Origin of the sequence: Acuticoccus kalidii, from assembly GCF_021556395.1 — a bacterium.
Classification (GTDB): Bacteria; Pseudomonadota; Alphaproteobacteria; order Rhizobiales; family Amorphaceae; genus Acuticoccus; species Acuticoccus kalidii.
Genome location: NZ_JAKGCS010000008.1, coordinates 126,556 through 145,422, shown reverse-complemented (window position 1 = coordinate 145,422; position 18,867 = coordinate 126,556). Strand labels below are relative to the sequence as shown.

Genomic DNA, 18,867 nt, shown 5'->3' with positions numbered 1-18,867 from the left:
TCTAAGCAGACGGGAGGACGACGGCCGCGGAATCGCCGGCGGCGGGGACTTCCATCGGCCGATCAATTCGACTATTCTAGAATCATGGAAAGATCAGACGCCATCACCGCCCTCGCCGCCCTCGCGCAGGAAACCCGGCTCGACATCTTCCGCCTCCTCGTCGAGGCGGCGCCGGACGGGCTCGCGGTCGGGCGCATCGGCGAGGCGCTGTCGCTCGCCCCGGCGACGCTGTCCTTCCATCTCAGCCAATTGAAGAATGCCGGCCTCGTCACCTGCCGCCGGGACGGCCGGTCGCTGATCTATGCCGCGCACGTGACGCGGATGACCGGCCTCATCGGCTACCTGACCGACAATTGCTGCGCCGCCGACCCCGCGCGATGCGGTTTCACCGACGCCGAAGCGGCCACCGATCGCGCCGTCTGACGACACCGCCTTTTTGCGAGACACGAGATGACGATCACCATCTACCACAACCCCCAATGCGGCACGTCCCGTAACGTCCTGGCGCTCATCCGCAATAGCGGGGCCGAACCCGTCATCGTCGAATATCTGAAGACGCCGCCATCGCGCGAGCGGCTGACCGCGCTGATCGCGGCGATGGGCATCACCCCGCGGGCGCTCCTGCGCCAGAAGGGAACGCCTTATGACGCGCTCGGCCTCGCCGACGAGAGCCTTTCGGACGCGGCATTGATCGACGCGATGATGGCGCACCCGATCCTCATCAACCGGCCGATGGTCGAAACGCCGCTCGGCACGCGCCTTTGCCGCCCCTCCGAAACCGTGCTCGACATTCTCCCCGATCCCCAGAACGGCGCCTTTTCCAAGGAAGACGGCGCGCCGGTGGTGGATGCGGCCGGCCACCGTGTGAAGGCCGGCGACGAATGAGCGCCGCCGACAAGGCCGCGCCCCTTCCGCAGGCTCCCACGGGCCTCGGCGTGTTCGAGCGCTGGCTCTCCCTTTGGGTGGCGCTCGCGATCCTCGCCGGGATCGGCCTCGGCACCACCCTCCCCGGCCTGTTCGGCGTCTTCGCGGCGCTCGAGGTCGCCAAGGTGAATCTCGCCGTCGCGGTCCTCGTCTGGGCGATGGTCTACCCGATGATGGTCGCGGTCGACTTCGCGAGCCTTGCCCATATCGGCGACCGGCCGAAGGGACTCGTCCTCACCGTCGTCGTCAACTGGCTGATCAAGCCCTTCACGATGGCCGGGCTCGCCGTCCTCTTCTTCGAGGTGGTCTTCGCCCCCTTCATCGCGCCGCAGGACGCGGAGCAATATATCGCCGGCCTCATCCTGTTGGGCGCGGCGCCGTGCACGGCGATGGTGTTCGTCTGGTCGCAGCTCACGCGCGGCGATGCGACCTATACGCTCGTCCAGGTGTCGGTGAACGACGTCATCATGATCTTCGCCTTCGCGCCGATCGTCGCCTTCCTGCTGGGCGTCACCGATATTGCGGTGCCGTGGGGCACGCTTCTCCTGTCGGTCGCGCTCTATATCCTCGTGCCGCTGGCCGCCGGGATCGCGACGCGCCGTTGGCTCCTGGCGCGCGCGGCACCCGGCACGGGTGCGGCGGCGATCGAGCGCTTCGGCGCGACGATGAAGCCCGTCTCCGTCCTCGGCCTTCTTCTGACGGTCGTGCTGCTGTTCGGTTTTCAGGGGCCGGTGATCCTCGATCGGCCGCTGGTGATCGCGATGATCGCGACGCCCCTCGTCATCCAGTCCTACGGGATCTTCGCGATCGCCTATCTCGCCGCCTGGGCCTGGCGCGTGCCGCACAAGGTCGCCGCGCCGTGCGCGCTCATCGGCACGTCGAATTTCTTCGAGCTCGCCGTCGCGGTGGCGATCAGCATTTTCGGCCTCTCTTCCGGTGCGGCTCTCGCGACGGTCGTCGGCGTGCTCGTCGAGGTGCCCGTCATGCTCTCCCTCGTCGCCATCGCCAACGCGACGCGGCGGCACTTTCCAGGCGCCGCGTCGGCGGAGTGAGCGGCCGGCCCGCTACCGGCGCCCGCCCACCTCGTCGATATGATCGAGCAGCTCGCTCGGATCCTCGTAGACGCGGATCGCCCCGGATTGGCGCAGCTCGTCGACGCCATAGCCGCCGCTCAAGAGGCCGACCCCGAGCGCCCGGCAGCGCGTCGCGGCGAGCATGTCCCACACGCTGTCCCCGACGATGACGGAGGTTTCGATCGGCTTGTCGAGGCGCCGCGCGGCCTCCACGAAGAGATCGGGGTCGGGCTTGGCATATTTCACCTGGTCGCGGGTGACGACGACGGCCATCGACGGATCGACGCCGAGCGCCTCGATGTTGACCTTCGCCGTCTCCATCCGCCCGCTGGTCGCGATCGCCCAGGGAATCTCCGCCTCGGTGAGCCAGGCGAGAAGCTCGCGAGCGCCGGGCAGCGGACGGATCTGGCTCGCATATTTGCGATAGGCGCCGGCATGGGCGGCGCGGATGCGCTCGACGCGCTCGGTGCTGATCTCGAGCTCGGTCTCGCGCAGGAGCTGATTGGTGAAGAGCCCGCCGCTCATCCCGATCTTGCGGTGGATGCGCCAGACCGAAAGGTCGATCCCCTCCGCGTCGAGCGCCTCCTTCCAGGCGAGCACGTGCTGATAGACGCTGTCGACGAGCGTTCCGTCGAGATCGAAGATGAAAACCGGCTCGATGCGCATCCCATTCCCCCGCGTCAACATGGTGAGGCGAGTGCGAACCATACGTGAGGCCCGCCTCGCCCACACCCCTTAGCAGGGCGGAGGCAGCGTAGTTTGCCCAAAGGCTTCGCAAACGATCCGCTTACGCAGCGAATCGAAACGAAATATTGCCGCTATACAATGCCGGGCCGCAATCCGCCGAGTTCAATCGCCCGACGGCCGCCAATCGGGCGGGGCCATCTCGAACCCCTCGAACGAAAAGCCCGGCGCGACGGTGCAGCCGACGAGCGTCCATGCGCCGAGCGGCTCGGCCGCCTGCCATTGCCCGGTCGGCACGACGATCTGCGGCCGCTCGCCCGCCGCGATGTCGGGACCGAGACGATGCACCGTCGTCGCGATCCCGTCGGCCGACAGGGACAGCGCCAGCGGACCGCCGGCATAATAGTGCCAGACCTCGGCCGCATCGAGCACGCGGTGCCAGTGCGAGCGCTGGCCAGCCTCGAGGAGATAATAGATCGCCGTCGAATGGCCGCGCCCACCGTCCGGCGCGTCGCGGTAGGTCTCGACGAAGTGGCCCCCCTCGGGGTGGGGCTGCATCCCGAGGGTCGCGATGATGTCGGCAGGCGTCAAAACGAGTCGCGCCCTTTGCGAAGATGCGCGAACACCTCGACCGGATCGGCGCCGGCCATGCCGAGCTGCGCGGCAACCGACGGGTCGTCGGCGCGCATGAACGGATTGGTGGCCTTTTCCGCCGCCATCGTGGTCGGAACGGTCGGCTCGCCCCGCTCACGCGCGGCCTCGACGACCTTGAGCCGCTCGGCGATCGCCGCATCCTCGGGCAGCGCCTGATGGCCGTAACGCGCGTTGGTGAGGGTGTATTCGTGGCCGCAATAGATCTTCGTGTCGTCCGGCAGCGCGGCGCGCAGCGTCTTGAACGAGTTCCACATCGTCGCCGGATCGCCCTCGAAGAGACGGCCGCAGCCCATGGCGAACAGCGTGTCGGCGGTGAAGGCGATGCCGGCACCCGGGAAATAATAAGAAAGCGGGCCGGAGGTGTGGCCGGGCGTCGCGATCGCCTTCACCTCGAGGCCGCCGAGGGTGAACTCGGCGCCATCATCCAGCGTCTCGTCGAGCTCCTTGATCCGGTCGGCCTCGGCCTTCGGGCCGATGACCTTGGCCGAGCCCTTCACCGCGTCGATCGCCTGCACGTGATCGGTGTGGTGGTGGGTGACGAGAATCGTTGTCAGCGTCCACCCTTCCTCGGCGAGCGCGGCCTTGATCGGGCCCGCTTCGGGCGCGTCGATCAGGATCGTCTCGTCACCCGTGTGGACGAGGACAGCGTAGTTATCGGACAAGCAAGGGATCAGTCGGATATCGACCATGGCGCACTCCGTTCGTCGAACGTCTCACTGAGAGCGATTTGCGCCGCAGCGACGTCACGGTCACTGCGGCGCAAATCGCTCTCCGAAGAGACGAGAGCCTCGTTCTTCCATCGCCCGTCGCCGGGCTGACCAGAGCGCCCTCGACGGTGCGTGGCTCCGAAGACGGAAAGCCGTCCGAACTCATCGCGGCGCGCTCTGCCTCTCGAACGGGTCGTCGACCCGGTCCGAAGATCGATCGCTTCTAGCATCTTCACAAGCAACGCGCCACGGCTCCGCCACCATGCCGCTGTCAAAGCGCCGCATCCCTCGACGCGCAAGGCGGCAATCACCATGCTATGACAAGTGGAACGACAACGGGGAAGCGTTCATGCATCTCGACGTTTCCGAGTTGCGTGCGTTTTACAAGACGCCGCTCGGGCGCATCGCGCGACAGATCGTTTCGGCCGAACTGAGATCGGCCTGGGCTTCCGTCGCGGGCGAAGACATCGCCGGCATCGGGCACACAACCCCGTATTTGCGGCCCTTTCTCGGCGAGGCGACGCGCGTCGTCGCGCTGATGCCGGCGGCCGAGGGCGTCCTTCATTGGCCGGGCGAAGGGCCGAACGTCACGGCCCTCGCGCACGAGGATGCGCTGCCGCTCCCGGACAATTCGATCGACAAGCTCTTTCTGATGCACGTCCTCGAAACCTCAAAGGATCCTTACGCGGTGCTGCGCGAGGCCTGGCGGGTTCTGGTGCCGTCGGGGCGGATTTTCGTGGTGGTGCCCTATCGCTCGGGCGCCTGGGCGCGGGCCGACCATACCCCGATGGGCCTCGGCCGGCCGTTCTCGCGCTTCCAGCTCACCGAGCTGATGGAGAGCGCCTGGCTCGAGCCCACCACCGTCCGCCGCTTTCTCTTCGTCCCGCCGACGCGGCGACGCTTCGTGCTGGGCTCGGCAAGCGTGTGGGAACGGCTCGGCCGCCAGACGATGCCGCGCTTTGCCGGAATGCTGGGCGTCGAAGCCCAGAAAACGCTGATCCGCGGGATCCCGGTGAACAAATCCAATCGCGGCCTGAAGATCTTCGCCCCCGCCCTCGCCCCGGTCCCGAAGCCGGCATCGATGTGCGAGGAGGCGGGCGAATCACGCGTCAGCGGCGCAGGAGAAACACCGCCTGCTCGCCAAAGAGGTTCCAAAACCACCAGGGCGCGTTGATCGGGATCCGCTGCCCCCAGGTGTTGACCGCGATCGCCCGGTCCACCTCGACGCCCATGTCCGCGCACAGATTGATGAAGTCGCGGATGGTGCAGAAATGGATGTTGCTCGTCGCCCACCAGGGGTCCGGCAACAGCCGCGTCGTCGGCATCTCCCCCTGGAACAGCAGCTTGAGGCGCACGCGCCAGAAGCCGAAATTCGGGAACGAGACGATGCAGCACGTCCCGATCCGCAGAAGATTTTCGAGGACGGCGCGGGGGTCGCGCGTCGCCTGGAGCGTCTGGCTGAGGATCACATAGTCGAAGGCGCGATCGGGATAGGCCGCGAGGTCGGTGTCGGCGTCGCCCTGGATCACCGACAAGCCGAGCGAAACGGCCTCGTTCACCCCCGCTTGATTGAGCTCGATCCCCGACGCCCGCACCCCGTGCGAGCCTTCGAGGAGCGCCATCAGCGCCCCGTCGCCGCAGCCGACATCGAGGATGCGGCTGCCGGGCGCGACGAGTTCGCGGATCACATCATAGTCGACGCGCGTCGGCGCGATGGTGGAGCTGTCCGTCGTGGCTGTCATGGTGCTCATCGGGGCGGCGAGGCCGGCGGCTCGATGCCGCGCGCGATGGCGGCGCCGGTCAGGAAGCCGCGCACGGCGCGGTGGAATTTCGGCTCTTCGAGAAGGAACGCGTCGTGTCCCTTGTCGGTCTCGATCTCGACGAAGGAGACCTGCGCGGCGGCCGCGTTGAGGGCGTGCACGATGGTTCGGCTCTCGGAGGTCGGGAACAACCAGTCGGAGGTGAAGGAGACGACGCACCAGCGCGTCTCCGACCCGCGAAAGGCGTTGGCGACACGCCCGCCATGCTCGGCGGCGAGATCGAAATAATCCATCGCGCGGGTGAGGTAGAGATAGGCGTTGGCATCGAACCGGTCGACGAAGGTCGAGCCTTGGTGCCGCAGATAGGATTCGATCTGGAAGTCGGCGTCGAACCCGTAGGTGACGACATCACGATCCTGCAACGCGCGGCCGAACTTTCGGTGCAACGCCGTCTCCGACACGTAGGTGATGTGCGCGGCCATGCGGGCGACCGACAGCCCCTTTTTGGGCCTCACCCCATGCTCGAGATAGCGCCCGCCCCGCCATTCGGGATCGGCCATGATCGCCTGCCGCCCGACCTCGTGGAAGCCGATATTCTGCGCCGAATGACGCGTCCCGGTCGCGATCGGCACCGCGGCGAAGACACGGTCGCCATAGGAGGCGCCCCATTCGAGCACCTGCATCCCGCCCATCGAGCCGCCGACGACGGCGAACAATGTGTCGATGCCGAGATGCTCCACGAGGCGAACCTGTGCGCGCACCATGTCGGCAATGGTGACGACCGGCATATCGAGCCCGTAGGCCCGCCCCGTCTCGGGATTGAGCGAGGCCGGACCCGTCGTCCCCGAACAGCCGCCGAGGACGTTGGCGCAGATCACGAAAAAATGGTCGGTGTCGACCGGCTTGCCCGGACCGACCAGCGAATCCCACCACCCGCCGCGGCCGGTCACGGGGTTGCGGTTGGCGGCGTGCTGGTCGCCCGTCAGCGCGTGGCAGACGACGATGGCGTTCGTCCTGTCGGCATTGAGGGTGCCGTAGGTCTGATAGGCGATCTGCCAGTTGTCGAGAGAGACGCCCGAGTCGAGTTTCAGCGGTGCGTCGTGGAACCGGGCGACCTGGCTCGTCGGCTGGTCGACCTCGCTTCGGCGGCGGGCTTCTCGGTCGTCTTCTGTCGCGCCGATGTGGGGTGAACCACCATCGGCCACGAAGTCAGAGGTCATAGTATCGTCTCCGGGGCAAGGCCCAGGACCCCACCCATCGAGCAAGCCCTACACCTCCCATGAGGGGCCGGACGCTATGCCGCCGGTGCGGGACGGGTCAATGTTTTCTTTGCGTCGGCTGCACCGAAGGGCTATCCAGCCGGCTCGCACATTTCAGTAGATCGGTATGGTTACGCCCCTTTCCAGAGATAGCAGCGATTCGCTGAGCGCCCTTCGCGACCGGCTCGACCTCGTCGATACCGGCCTTCATCGGCTGTTGCGCGAGCGCTTTGAGATCGTGAGCGAAATCGGCGCCGCCAAGGGGCCCGACGAAAGCGTGATCCGCCCGGCGCGTGAGGCGGCGGTGATCGAGAACCGTCTGTCGCTCCACACCGGCACCCTACCCCATGCGACGCTGGTGCACATCTGGCGGGTGCTGATCGGTGCGGCCTGCGTGGCGCAGCGGCCCTTCCGCGTCCATGTCGCCGGCCCGCTCGACGTCGCGCGCTACCTCTACGGACCCGTCGAGATGACCCTCGCGAGCCCGGCCGAGGCCGTCGCCGCGCTCGCCGATGCGCCCGGCGACATCGCGGTCATCGACGGTGCGACGGGCGACCGATGGTGGAGCGCGCGCAATGCGGCGCACGTCATCGGACGATACCGGCAAAGTGACGACGGCGTCGCCGTCGTCCTCGGCGGCGCGGGCGTCTCCCGCGGCACCGGCCCCCTCGCCCTCGTCCTGCGCGACGAGGCCCCGGTCGAGGTCTCCGCCGGCGAGATCGGCCCGGAGGACGACGTCCTCGGCCTCTACCACCCTTTCCCTTTCCCCGTTCCCGTCGCCCAACCCCTGACATCGAGCCCCAAATGAGTGCTGCAAAGTCTCCCGAGCCGCGTCCCTCCGTCCTCGAAATCGCCGCCTACATTCCCGGCCGCGCGAAAGGCGGCAGCGCGGGCAAGCAGCATAAGCTTTCCTCGAACGAGAACCCGCTCGGCCCGAGCCCCGAGGCGCGCGAGGCGTTCTTGTCGGCCGCCCAGTCGCTCGAACGATACCCCGACGGGTCCGCGACCGACCTTCGCGAGGCGATCGCCTCCGCCTACGGCCTCAAGGCCGACCGGATCATCTGCGGCAATGGGTCCGACGAGATCCTCGCGATGATCGCGAACGCCTATCTGCGCGAAGGCGACGAGGCGGTCTTCACCGAGCACGCATTTCTCGTCTACCGCATCGTGACCCTCGCGGCCGGCGCGACGCCGGTGGTCGTGAAGGAGACGGATCTGACCGTCGATGTCGACGCGATCCTCGCGGCGGTGACGGACAAGACGCGCATCGTCTTCCTCGCCAATCCCAACAATCCGACGGGATCCTACACCTCGATCAACGAGGTGCGGCGGCTGCGCGACAGCCTTCCCGCCGGCGTCCTCCTGGTGATCGACGCGGCCTATGCCGAGTACGTCCAGAAGAACGACTATGAGGCCGGGATCGAGCTCGTCGCGACGCGCAATGACACGATCATGACGCGCACCTTCTCCAAGATCTACGGCCTCGCTGCCCTCCGCCTCGGCTGGGCCTATGCGCCGGAGGCGGTGATCAACACCCTCCACCGCGTGCGCGGCCCGTTCAACGTCAACGCCGCCGCCCTCGCGGCCGGGGTCGCCGCCCTCAAGGACCGCGCGCACACCGACCGCTCGATCGCCCACAATGCGCGCTGGTTGCCGGAGCTGCGCGAACGGATCGCCGCGCTCGGCTTTCCCGTGGCGCCCAGCGTCGGCAACTTCGTCCTCATCGACTTTTCCGCGGTGCCCGGCGGCGACGCCGGCGCGGCGGACGAGTTCCTGTCCGCTCGCGGCGTGATCCTGCGCCGCGTCTCCGCCTACGGCCTTCCCCAAATGCTGCGCATGACGGTGGGCGACGACGAGAGCAACGAGGCGACGATCGCCGCGCTGCGCGCATACAGAGACACATTGAACAATGGCTGACGAACCCGGATCCTTTCGCTTCTCGCGCGTCGCGATCATCGGGATCGGTCTCATCGGGTCTTCGGTGGCGCTCGCGCTGCGGGCCAAGGGCTTTGAAGGACCGATCGCGATCGGCGACCGCAATGGCGATGCCCTGCGCGTCGCCGCCGAATTGGAGCTCGGCACGAGCTATCACACCAGCGCGGCGAAGGCCGTCGCCGGGGCCGATCTCGTGATGCTGTGCGTGCCGGTCGGCGCAATGTCGGCCACCGGCCGCGCGATCGCCCCCGCCCTCGCCGAAGGCGCCATCGTGACCGACACCGGCTCGGTGAAGGAATCCGTGATCGAGGCGCTGACCGGGGTCCTCCCCGCGCACGCCCGCGTCGTCGCCGGGCACCCGATCGCCGGTTCCGAGCAATCCGGCCCGCGCGCGGGCTATGGCACCCTCTTCGAGCGGCGCTGGTCGATCCTGACGCCGACCGAGGGGACCGATCCCGAGGCGGTCGACATCGTCGCCGACATGTGGCGCCGGTTCGGCTCGGAAATCGAGCTGATGGACCCCAAGCGGCACGACCTCGTGCTCGCCATCACCTCGCACCTGCCGCATCTCATCGCGTACAATATCGTCCGCACCGCCTACGATATGGAATCGGTCGCGGAGTCGGAGGTGATCAAGTTCTCCGCCGGCGGCTTTCGCGACTTCACCCGCATCGCGGCCTCCGACCCAACCATGTGGCGCGACGTCTTCCTCAACAATCGCGAGGCGGTTCTCGAAACGCTCGGCCGCTTCTCGGAGGATCTTGCGAGCCTCCAGCGCGCCATCCGCTGGGGCGAAGGCGACCTCCTTTACGAGGTGTTCGAGCGCACCCGCGCGATCCGCATGGGCATCATCGATGCCGGCCAGGACACGGCGGCCCCCGATTTCGGCCGCCCCCGCTCCCACACCGACGGCGCCCCCGAAGACGGCGCCGCCCGTTCGGTCAACGGCGAGCGAGGCTGAGCGGCGGCACGGTGAACAGCGGGACGAAGCCGGCCACGACCTGGCTGTCGCGAATGCGGAAGGTGACCTTGCGCGCCTTCCGCTCGTCGATCGTCGTCTCCGGCGCGAACGACAGCACGTTGTTCAGCACCGAGGTGACCGTCTTTCCCGCCTCGGGCGCGACCCTTTCGACATAGGGAACGTCGTTGTCATATCCCGCGATCGCGACATCGATCTCCCCGTTGAGCCGGCCGTCAGCGCCCAGCACGACGTCGCCGCTCGCCGCGAGCTTCATGCCGCCGCTCTCGGCCGTCGCGGCGTCGATGACGATGGGCAGGCCATCGGCCAACAGGCTCACCATCAGCGCGTCGGGGCTGCCCGCCAGGAGCGAGGCGCCGTCGCCGACCCGGCCGCGGAAGGCGATATGAACCGGCTCCCCACCTTCGACCGGCTGCAGGTCATCGAGCCGCAGGGCGATATCGAGATCGGCCGGTGTGTCGGGATTGCGGCGAATATTGGCGACCACCTTGCCGATATCGACGGCCGCCCCGCCGAGCGTCTCGAAGGTGACGTCGAGGAGTTCGGCGTCGAGGCGGTCGAGCGCATGGCGCTTGAGGTTGAGCCGGGCGCTCGCGTGCGCCAGCGACCACTCGGCGATGACCGGCGCGGCGCCGTAGGTCGCGACCTGCGCGGGAGAGGCGATCTCCGCGAGCAAGCGCGAGGGATTATAGACCTGCGCGACCACCGTCAGGCCGCCGAGCGTCACCGTGGTGGTGCCGTTGCCGATGCGCGTGTCCTCGCCGCACCGCACCTCGATGCGGAAGGGGAAACCCGTCACACTGCGCCGGGTGCACTCGGCGAGCGCTCCGCCACTATACGCGCCCCGCTCGGCCCGCTCGATCTGACGATCGACGAACGTCGCGGCGACGAACCAAAGGACAGACCAGACCACCAGCGCTCCGAGGATAGCTCCCAACAGAAGCTTGAAGCGCAGTGCGTTGGACCGTTTCCCCATTCTCAAACCCCGATCAATATCTCTTTTCGACCCCATCGGCTGGGTTCAGGTCGCCGCAATAGCCCGGCCGGCCGATCGGTCGGATCGACGTGGCTCAACGGGCGCCAAACGCCCCAAACATTGGACGCAGCGGACCCTAGCACCACTGACACAATTGTGGGGCCCGATCATCTGCAACGAAGGAGGGGTGCGTACTGATGTCACTGTTCGTATTCGGCTACGGCTCGTTGATGTGGCGGCCCGGCTTTCCCTACAAAGATAGACAATACGCCACGATTCGGGGCCGTCACCGAAGTCTTTGCGTCTATTCCTTTGTTCATCGCGGCACAGAGACGCGCCCCGGCCTCGTCATGGGTCTCGACAGGGGCGGCGCCTGCCGCGGTGTCGTCTTCGAGGTGGACGACGCGGACCGAGACGAAGTCATCGCCTATTTGCGGGCGCGCGAGCAGGTGACGAACGTCTATCTGGAGCGCACGCTCCCCGCCCTTCGCGCCGACGGGACGACCGTCTCCGCCCTCACCTATGTCGTCGACCGCGCCCACCGCCAATATGCCGGACGGCTCTCGCTCGAGGAAACCGTCGAGTGGGTGCGCGGCGCGGTGGGCCAATCGGGTCCGAACGAAGACTACGTCCTCGCGACCGCCGACCATCTCGTGGAAGCCGGGGTCGTCGATCCGCGCCTTCACGTCCTCGCGGAGCGGTTGCGCGCGCTCGATGGCGCCTGAGCGCGGGCGACGAGACGGGCGGTCTCCGTCTCGATCGCGGCTTCGAGGCGGGCGCGGGCGTCCTCCCGCTTCAGGCCCGGCTCAATCGGCGGCAGGAACGACATCGTGATGGTACCCGGATATTTGACGAAGCGGCGGCGCGGCCAGAACAGGCCGGAATTGAGCGCCACCGGCACCATCTCCACCTTCAGCTTCTCGTAGAGGAACACCGCGCCGATCTTATAGTCCGGTGGCGCGCCCGGCAGGCGGCGCGTTCCTTCGGGAAAGATCGCGATCTGCGCGCCGCGGTCGAGCGCCGCCTTGGCGTCGATGGCGAGTTGCTTCAGCGCCTGGGGTCCTGAGGCGCGGTTGACGGGGATCATCCCGAAATAGCGGGCGTACCAGCCATAAAGCGGGATCTTCAAAAGCTCCTGCTTCAGGATGATGACCCCTTTCGGCAGGACCGGCAGAAGGGCCTGCGTCTCCCAGGCCGACTGGTGCTTCGCCGCGACGAGCGCCGGCCCCGTCGGGATGTGCTCCTTGCCGAGGATCTCGACCTTCTGGCCGACGATCACCCGCAGGAGCCACATGTCGCCGAGCACCCATATTTTGAGCGCCGCGCGCATCTTCTCGGCCGGCAGAACGAAGATCCAGGCCGACAAGATGCCGACGCAAATAAAATAGGCCGTCGCAAGGACCGAATAGATCGCCGTGCGCACGAGCGCCACGGCGTGGGCGAGCCCGTCCTTGCGGGGCCCTTTGTCCTCGCGGCGCGAGGGGGCGGCGGGGGCCGTGGCGGATTTTGAGATCGACATATCAGAACGACAGATGATTGAGGTGCCGGCGCACCGACCAATTGGACGTGAGCGTCACGAGGAGGACGACGCCGAGGCCGACGCCCGCGAGTGCGATATAACCGAAAAGGCCGATGCTGGGATCACCAAGAAGCGCGGCCGCCTGCGGCGAACCGCCCGCATGGCCGACGACCAGGTCGCCGAGCTCCAGCGCGCCGAAGAGCACGAGGGCGGCGGCGAGCCCGATCGCCGCGCCGCGAAACCCGATCTTGAGGAAACGCCGCCGGAACGCGCGGGCGATGAACCGGTCCTCCGCCCCGAGCACGTGAAGGACCGCGATCGTCGCGGCGTTCATCGCAAGCGCCGATCGCGTGGCGAAGACGATCGAGATCGCGGTCGCGACGAGCATCAGGCCGAGCGCGCCGATCGTCCCCCAGGCCGCGGTCGCGGCCATCCCGGAAAGCCGCTCGCTCCAGGCGGAGTGATCGTCGAGCGAGGCGCCGGGAATCTCGGCCACCGCGTCCGACAAAGACGCCGCCACAGGCCCGCTCCGCGCCGCGACCACGAGGCGGGGGACCGGCAGGATCGACAGGTCCATCCCCTCCCCGAGCCATGGCTCCAGCAACGCCTCGGATTGGTCGAGCGGCAGCACCGTCACCTCCGAGAGGCCGTCGGTGCTGGCGAGGATCTCGGCCACCCGTTGCAGGCGGCTGTCGATATCGTCCCCGTCGAGCGGCAGGACGCTGACGCTCACCTCGTCGAGAACCGAGACACTCCACGCATCGGCGGCACGGTGGACGAGGATCGCGCCGCCGAGCAGCAGCGCGCACAGGAAGGTCATGATCGCGATGACGACGGTGAGGCCGCGCCCCGCCACCGTATCGGGCGCGACGATCGGGCCGTGAATGGCCTCCACCTCGCCCGCGGTCTCCAAAATGACGCCGCGCGGCGGCGGTGGCGCGGCAGCGCGGCGGCTCTCCGCGGCGAGCCGCTCGCCCCCCTCGGCGCGGCGTTGCGCCGCCCCGGCCGCACCCCGGCGTGGCTCGACACCGTCTGTCCCCTGGCTTGGAGCCGTCTCCTCCATCCCATCCGGCGGCGCGGCGTCCTCCCGCCCATGCCGCAGCTCGGCGTCATCGGCCCCGTGGCGCGAGGCGGCATCATCGGCCTCGCGGCGCTGGCCCGCGCCATCCGCCTCGCGGCGCGGTGCGGCCCCGATATCGTCATCCGAGATTCGAGCGCCGGCCCGGCCGGCATCCTCAACCGTCTCGCCGCTCCGATCCCGACGGGCCCGCTCCTCGCGAGACCGGCGGGACGGCCCCGCCGCCCTCGCCTCTCCAGCGGGCGGCGCTTCGGCGTTCCCCTCCGCCGCCCCACGCGGCAAGGCCTCTCGCGATCGGCGCGCGGCACGCGGCTCCTCCCGCCGGGCCATGTCGGCCGTGTCGCGCGCGGCGGGGACGGGTTCAACGCGCTCGCGCGCGGCGGAGACGGATTCGGCGCGCGCCTCCGGCGCCGGACGGCCTTCGGAGCCGGCGCGTTGCGCATCGCGGCGCCGATCGAGCCCCGGATGGGGGGTGTTCGCCGCGCTTCGTGGCGCCTCCCGGTCGGCGCGGCGCGGGTCCCGGACCGGGGCGGCTTCGGGGGCCGGGCCACGGCGTCCGTTCTGTCCGCCCTCATCTTCGGTGCGCCGCGAGCGGGGGGCGTCATACGCCTCGCGCGCAGGAGGGCGCGCCGGCGGCGCAGTTTCGGGCCTTGCGGCGGGGCGGGCCTGCGGGGCGGAGTTCGCGTCCCGAACGGGACGGCGCGGGGCGGATGGCTCTTGCGCAACGGCGTCGCGCCGGGCGGGCTCGCCGGTCTGACGCGCAGGCGCACGCTCGGGCGATCGCCGCGGCACCGTCCCCTGCTCCGCCCCCCGTTCCGGCAAGACACCGCGTCGCCCGCGCGACACCTCCGCCGGCGCGGCGGCGGGCTCGGCGTGTCTCGCATCCTCGGCCCGCTCCCGCTCTCCCGGCCGCATCCGGCGCGGGCGCTGGGCTTCGCCGCGCTCAGCCTCGGGCGCCGGCTCGCTGCGCGATGCGACGGGAACCTTGCGCGGCGGCTCCGGGGCACGGCGCCGGACGGTCGCGGCGGCGCGGCGTGGCGCAGCCTCGCCCTGTCCCGTTGGCGCGGGGTCGGCGGGTCGCTCCTCCGGCGGACGGTGGCTCGTGGGGGTCGCGAGCGAGCGGCGGCGCGGCGTTTCCGGCGCACGCGGCTCCTGCGCCTCGCGCTCCCGGCGGCGCGCGCTGCGCTCGCGCTCGGCCCGGTCGGACTGCTGCTGCGGCCGATCGAATTCGCCCTGCCCTCCTTCCATCAGGTGGAGGTCTCCAACTGCCCGTCGAAGAGGATGAGGCGCGGGACGTCGACCTGATCCATCAGGCCGATATCGTGCGTCGCGATCACCACCGACGTGCCGAGCCGATTGAGCTCCAGAAAGAGGCGTAACAGGCGCTTTGCCATCGGCGGATCGACATTGCCGGTCGGTTCGTCCGCCAGGAGGACGTCGGGCTGCGTGATGAGGGCGCGCGCGATCGCGACGCGCTGCTTCTCACCGCCTGACAGGACCGGCGGAAAGGCGTTCTTGCGATGGGCGAGGCCCACCCATTTCAGGAGTTCGAGAACATCGGCATGGTAGGAGGCCGGGTCTCGCCCCTGGATGCGCAGAGGAAGGGCGACATTGTCGTAGGTCGAAAGGTGGTCGAGGAGGCGAAAATCCTGGAACACCACGCCGATCCGGCGGCGCATGCCCGGCATTTCCTGGCGGCGCAGCAAGCTGACATCCGCGCCGAAGAGGCTCATGAAGCCGCGCGAGGGCCGCAGCGACAGGGACAAAAGCCGCATCAAAGTGGTCTTCCCGGCCCCCGACGGTCCGGTCAGGAACTGGAACGAACGCGTCGGAATGGTGAAGGAGAGGTCGCGCAGGATCTCCGGTCCGTTGCCGTAGCGCAATCCCACATTCTCCAGCGTGATCATGGGCCTCCCCGCTGGCCATCATCGTACGAAAGGCGTTCCGACGCGTCACGGCACGATCGCGAGCCGGAGACTATCACGGTGTCGATGTCCGCGCCGCAATTTGCGCCGACCTCGCCCGCTGCACTGTGCATAGGCGGGCGCGATGCGCATTGCGCCCTCGCCTGCCCCGTGCCGGGCCGGTGTCGCACGGTGCCGACGCCGGAACAAGACACACCGTTTGCCCGCCGCCGCCTCCCCGCCGCACTCCAGATCGAACGCGCTGAAATGTCGAGCCGCCGCCGCTCGGACCACCCGGACGCGAGACCCGCGTCACCTCCGTTACCGACAAGCGCCCCAACGCAAGCGGCGCACCGATCAGGCCGAAACCAGCCGGCTTCGCCTCCGCCGAGCAACGCCGCCCCCCGCAAATCCGTCATCGACGCGCCGCCCATCCCCGCGCCGTACAGCGTTTCGCTCTCGTCTCGGGCGATCGCCCCCGCCGCATGGGGAAAGCGCATCCGCCCCGCCCGAAGCGACACGGGCCTCGCCTTAGCCTGTTCCTCGGAGCCCGCCGTCGCTGAAGCCCGTTAAGAGGCGGATGGCGGGCGAGTGCAAGGGCGAAGAGCGAAGCGTCCCTTGCGCTCGTTCGCCATCCGCCTCAGGGCTTCTTCAGCGACGGCGGGCTTCGAGGAACAGGCGCTCCCCCTGTTCTTTGGTGACGTCAGAGCCCCGCGGCCGCGCCGCCTCCCGCCCGCCTAGCACCGACGCTCAGCGGTTCGCGACGCCCAGCCACGCCGAGGCGTGGCCTTATTGGGGCAGGAGCCGCTCGAGATAATCCCGTTCGAGGCGTGGGATCGCCCGGTCGCCGAGGCGTTTGCGGAGTTCTTGCAGGATCCGCCGGGCGCGTTGGGTCTCGATCTCGTCGGGAATGCCGACGCGGCTCGTGTCCGTATAGGTTCCCTCGCGCCGGGCGCGGCCGAGCGGATCGGCACCGGGCCCTTGGCGGGGTGCGCCGACATCTTCGCCGCTGTCGCCGCCCTGCTGTTGCTGCTGAGCTTCGGCCATTTGCTGGGCCATGTCGCGCGCCCCGTCCCGCAAGGCCTGGAGGGCGTCGGACTGATCGTCGACCGCGCGGCCCGCCTGGTCCTGGCCGAGAGCTTCGCCCGCCTCGCCCATCGACTGGCCGGCATCGCCGAACTGCTCGCCGGGCTCGAAGCCCTGCTCCTCGAGACGCCGCATCATCTCGTCGAGCTGCTCGCGCAGTTCCGACTGTTGCTGCTGAAGGCGGCGCATCGCCTCGGCGCGCTCGTCCGGGCTCATCTGCTGGCCGCCCTGCTGGCCGTTCTGCCCCTCGCCGCGCTGACCCTGTTGCTGGCCGGGCTGGCCCAATTGAGGCGGGAAATTGCGGCTGAGCGGGTTGCCGAACGGATCCATCGGCTGGCCGCGGCCTTCCCCCTGCCGGCCGTTTTCGTTCATGCCGTAGGTCTCGTCCATCAGCTCTTGCTGGCGCTGGATCATCTTGCCGAGCTCGTCGAGCGCGCGGCCGTTCTGGCCCATCGGATCGCCTTGCTGCTGGCCCTGGCCGCCCTGCGCCATCTGGAGGTTCTGCATCATCTGCTGCAGCTCCGCGAGGAGCGACTCGGCCTCCTCGGTGCGGCCCTGATTGGCGAGTTCCTGGATCCGGTTGAGGAGATCGTCGAGATTTTGCTGGGTGAGCTCCGTCGCGTTCGGGTCCATCTGTTGCTGCGGCATGTTCTGCATCCGCTCGGCGAGCGCCTGCATATAACGCTGCATCGCCTCGCGAAGCTCCTGGGTGAGGCGGGCGATCTCCTCCGGCGGCGCGCCATCCTCGATCGCCTGACGCAGACGCTCCTGCGCAGCCTGCAGCGCGCGCTCGGCGTCAGAGAGGCCGTCATCCTCCAGCATCAAAGCGAGATCCCAGAGCTGGTCGAGCATCTCGCGCAATTCGTCGTCGGTGTCGGCGGCGACGAGATCGCGATAGGCGGCCTTGGTGGCGAGGAAGGCGCCGGGGCTGCCGATCTCCTCCGGGGTGAGGAGGAGGAGGTCCATCGCGTCGATGACCCGCGCCTGGGCGCGCGCATCCATCGCGAGGATAGTCCGCTGCTCGACGATGGCGCGCGCCATCGGATTGACGAAGGTGCGGGCGGGAAGGCGGAAGCGTTCGGGCCGGCTATAGCCGGTCTGACCGACGCCGTCGGTCGCCTCGAGCACCAGGCGGACCTCCTGTCCGGCATAGGGATGCTGCGACAGATCCTGCACGGTGCGGGCGGCGCCGCGCATCCCGGCCCCGCCCGGAAGGGTGAGCGCGAAGGCCGGATCCTCCACGAGGGGGCGGCGGTCGTTGGGCGCGCTTTCCGGTGTGACGATGCCGCGGGCGGAGGCGATACCGTAATCGTCGCCGAGCTCATAACGGACCTCGAAACCGTCCCGCTGATCGGCTGCGGGGGGCTCGATGAAGGCGACCGTCGGCGGGGAGTCGCCGTCGGCGACGAACTGCCAGCCGTCGACCGTCGTCCCATCACGGCGAACCTCGACGGCCATCGGCCCGTCGATGGTGACGACGCTTTCGTGGGCGCGGGCCACCTCGCCCGCCGTCCCCTCGCCGATCGGGGCCAGCGCTTCCTCGCGCGCGCCGTCCTTGTCGGAGACGAGAAGGTCGATGCCGGTGACGCCCTGGCTGCGCACGGTGAGCTTGGAGCCGGCCGGAACGCGGATCCCGTTGCCGGTGTCGACCCGCGTCGCCGCCGACAGGAAGAGCGGCTGGCGGCCGGTATAGGCCGGCGGCGTCACCCAGGCATCGAGACGGAACTGGGGGCCGCTCGCGGTCTCGACCGGATCGGAGAAATCGAACGGGGTGATCAGCCGCTCGGCGAGCGCCCCGGCACCGACGAGGATACCGATAAAGGCGATGATGCCGACCGCCGAGCGCAACGCATAGGGATCGTGGGGGACGAGATCGGCGCGCGGAATCGGAATCCGCAGCGCCTTGAGCCGCGCCTCGGCCCGCTCGCGATGGACGCGCCAGAGGCTGGCGGCGAACGCGTCGGAGCCGGGGGTCAGCGCGTCCTCATAGGTGTCGAGCGGGCGGTGGTCGAGCGCGGCGTCGGTCTCGAGACGGCGAACGGCTTCGTCCCGACCCGGCATCTTGAGCCGGCGCAGGCGCCAGCCCGCGGCGAGGAAGGCGACGGCGAAGAGCGTGAGACCGATGACCTTCGCGAGCGACGGAAGGCCCACCCACAAGCCCATCCACGCGCTCGCCACGAAGACGACCACGACCCCGACCATCGGCGCCACGGCCGGCCACAGACGTTCCCAGGCGAGCGCGGCCCGGGCCGAGAGGATCAGACGAGACAGTCGGCGGTTCAGCGGCAAGGTCATGATACTCGACCCCCTATTGTCGCGGTACATCGCG

Annotated in this window: 18 protein-coding genes; 8 read left to right on the top strand and 10 right to left on the bottom strand. The window is 68.9% G+C overall.

What is annotated here, in order from left to right:
- Nucleotides 1-84: 84 nt before the first annotated feature.
- From L1787_RS05120 to arsB, 3 genes are read left to right on the top strand one after another with little or no spacing between them, the layout of a single operon-like run.
- Nucleotides 85-423, top strand: coding sequence for an ArsR/SmtB family transcription factor (locus L1787_RS05120; protein ID WP_235707459.1), 339 nt, complete (start codon nt 85-87; stop codon nt 421-423).
- Between the two features lie 27 nt (nt 424-450).
- Nucleotides 451-885, top strand: a complete 435-nt coding sequence (arsC, locus tag L1787_RS05115) for an arsenate reductase (glutaredoxin) (RefSeq protein ID WP_235707458.1) — start codon at nt 451-453, stop codon at nt 883-885.
- Nucleotides 882-1,976, top strand: a complete 1,095-nt coding sequence (gene arsB, locus L1787_RS05110) for an ACR3 family arsenite efflux transporter (protein WP_235707457.1) — start codon at nt 882-884, stop codon at nt 1,974-1,976. Before arsC ends, arsB begins: the two co-directional genes overlap by 4 nt.
- 12 nt (nt 1,977-1,988) lie before the next feature.
- Here the strand turns inward: arsB and L1787_RS05105 are convergent, their stop codons facing one another.
- The 3 genes from L1787_RS05105 to gloB form a co-directional block, all read right to left on the bottom strand.
- Complete coding sequence (locus L1787_RS05105; protein ID WP_235707564.1) at nt 1,989-2,663, bottom strand: HAD family hydrolase; 675 nt, start codon at nt 2,661-2,663, stop codon at nt 1,989-1,991.
- Between the two features lie 183 nt (nt 2,664-2,846).
- Nucleotides 2,847-3,272 (bottom strand): cupin domain-containing protein, encoded by a 426-nt coding sequence (locus L1787_RS05100; protein ID WP_235707456.1) that lies wholly within the window; start codon nt 3,270-3,272, stop codon nt 2,847-2,849.
- A complete protein-coding gene (gene gloB / locus L1787_RS05095; RefSeq protein ID WP_369415058.1) occupies nt 3,269-3,997 on the bottom strand; it encodes a hydroxyacylglutathione hydrolase in 729 nt (242 codons plus the stop codon). Before gloB ends, L1787_RS05100 begins: the two co-directional genes overlap by 4 nt.
- A gap of 394 nt (nt 3,998-4,391) precedes the next feature.
- Between gloB and L1787_RS05090 the strand changes: the two genes are divergently transcribed.
- The gene (locus L1787_RS05090) at nt 4,392-5,216 is read left to right on the top strand and encodes a class I SAM-dependent methyltransferase (protein WP_235707454.1); all 825 of its coding nucleotides are present in this window, start codon (nt 4,392-4,394) and stop codon (nt 5,214-5,216) included.
- Here the strand turns inward: L1787_RS05090 and metW are convergent.
- Both metW and metX read right to left on the bottom strand, forming a co-directional pair.
- Entirely contained in the window at nt 5,152-5,784 is a 633-nt protein-coding gene (metW, locus tag L1787_RS05085; RefSeq protein ID WP_235707453.1) for a methionine biosynthesis protein MetW, read from the bottom strand. The genes L1787_RS05090 and metW overlap by 65 nt on opposite strands.
- 5 nt (nt 5,785-5,789) lie before the next feature.
- The gene (metX, locus tag L1787_RS05080) at nt 5,790-7,022 is read right to left on the bottom strand and encodes a homoserine O-acetyltransferase MetX (protein WP_235707452.1); all 1,233 of its coding nucleotides are present in this window, start codon (nt 7,020-7,022) and stop codon (nt 5,790-5,792) included.
- 166 nt (nt 7,023-7,188) lie between these two features.
- On the opposite strand from metX, the gene L1787_RS05075 reads away from it, so the two are divergent.
- Genes L1787_RS05075 through L1787_RS05065 form a run of 3 tightly spaced genes read left to right on the top strand, consistent with a single transcriptional unit; the run spans nt 7,189 to nt 9,957 of the window.
- The gene (locus L1787_RS05075; RefSeq protein WP_235707451.1) at nt 7,189-7,869 is read left to right on the top strand and encodes a chorismate mutase; all 681 of its coding nucleotides are present in this window, start codon (nt 7,189-7,191) and stop codon (nt 7,867-7,869) included.
- Nucleotides 7,866-8,978 (top strand): histidinol-phosphate transaminase, encoded by a 1,113-nt coding sequence (hisC, locus tag L1787_RS05070; RefSeq protein WP_235707450.1) that lies wholly within the window; start codon nt 7,866-7,868, stop codon nt 8,976-8,978. The genes L1787_RS05075 and hisC overlap by 4 nt, the downstream gene beginning before the upstream one ends.
- A complete protein-coding gene (locus L1787_RS05065) occupies nt 8,971-9,957 on the top strand; it encodes a prephenate/arogenate dehydrogenase family protein (protein WP_235707449.1) in 987 nt (328 codons plus the stop codon). Before hisC ends, L1787_RS05065 begins: the two co-directional genes overlap by 8 nt.
- Here L1787_RS05065 and L1787_RS05060 read toward each other — a convergent pair.
- Complete coding sequence (locus tag L1787_RS05060; RefSeq protein ID WP_235707448.1) at nt 9,938-10,888, bottom strand: DUF2125 domain-containing protein; 951 nt, start codon at nt 10,886-10,888, stop codon at nt 9,938-9,940. The two genes, L1787_RS05065 and L1787_RS05060, sit on opposite strands and share 20 nt — an antisense overlap.
- 260 nt (nt 10,889-11,148) lie before the next feature.
- Here L1787_RS05060 and L1787_RS05055 point away from each other — a divergent pair, with 260 nt between their 5' ends.
- On the top strand, nt 11,149-11,676 hold the full coding sequence (locus L1787_RS05055) for a gamma-glutamylcyclotransferase (protein ID WP_235707447.1): 528 nt from the start codon (nt 11,149-11,151) through the stop codon (nt 11,674-11,676).
- Here the strand turns inward: L1787_RS05055 and L1787_RS05050 are convergent.
- The 4 genes from L1787_RS05050 to L1787_RS05035 all read right to left on the bottom strand — a co-directional run bounded on the left by L1787_RS05050 (nt 11,634) and on the right by L1787_RS05035 (nt 18,833).
- Nucleotides 11,634-12,470, bottom strand: a complete 837-nt coding sequence (locus tag L1787_RS05050; protein WP_235707446.1) for a lysophospholipid acyltransferase family protein — start codon at nt 12,468-12,470, stop codon at nt 11,634-11,636. The two genes, L1787_RS05055 and L1787_RS05050, sit on opposite strands and share 43 nt — an antisense overlap.
- A gap of 1 nt (nt 12,471) precedes the next feature.
- Nucleotides 12,472-14,796 (bottom strand): hypothetical protein, encoded by a 2,325-nt coding sequence (locus L1787_RS05045; RefSeq protein ID WP_235707445.1) that lies wholly within the window; start codon nt 14,794-14,796, stop codon nt 12,472-12,474.
- On the bottom strand, nt 14,796-15,455 hold the full coding sequence (gene ftsE, locus L1787_RS05040) for a cell division ATP-binding protein FtsE (protein WP_235707444.1): 660 nt from the start codon (nt 15,453-15,455) through the stop codon (nt 14,796-14,798). Before ftsE ends, L1787_RS05045 begins: the two co-directional genes overlap by 1 nt.
- 786 nt (nt 15,456-16,241) lie before the next feature.
- Nucleotides 16,242-18,833 carry a TIGR02302 family protein gene (locus L1787_RS05035; protein ID WP_235707443.1) on the bottom strand — a complete coding sequence of 864 codons (2,592 nt, stop codon included), beginning with the start codon at nt 18,831-18,833 and terminating at the stop codon, nt 16,242-16,244.
- Between the last annotated feature and the right edge of the window lie 34 nt (nt 18,834-18,867).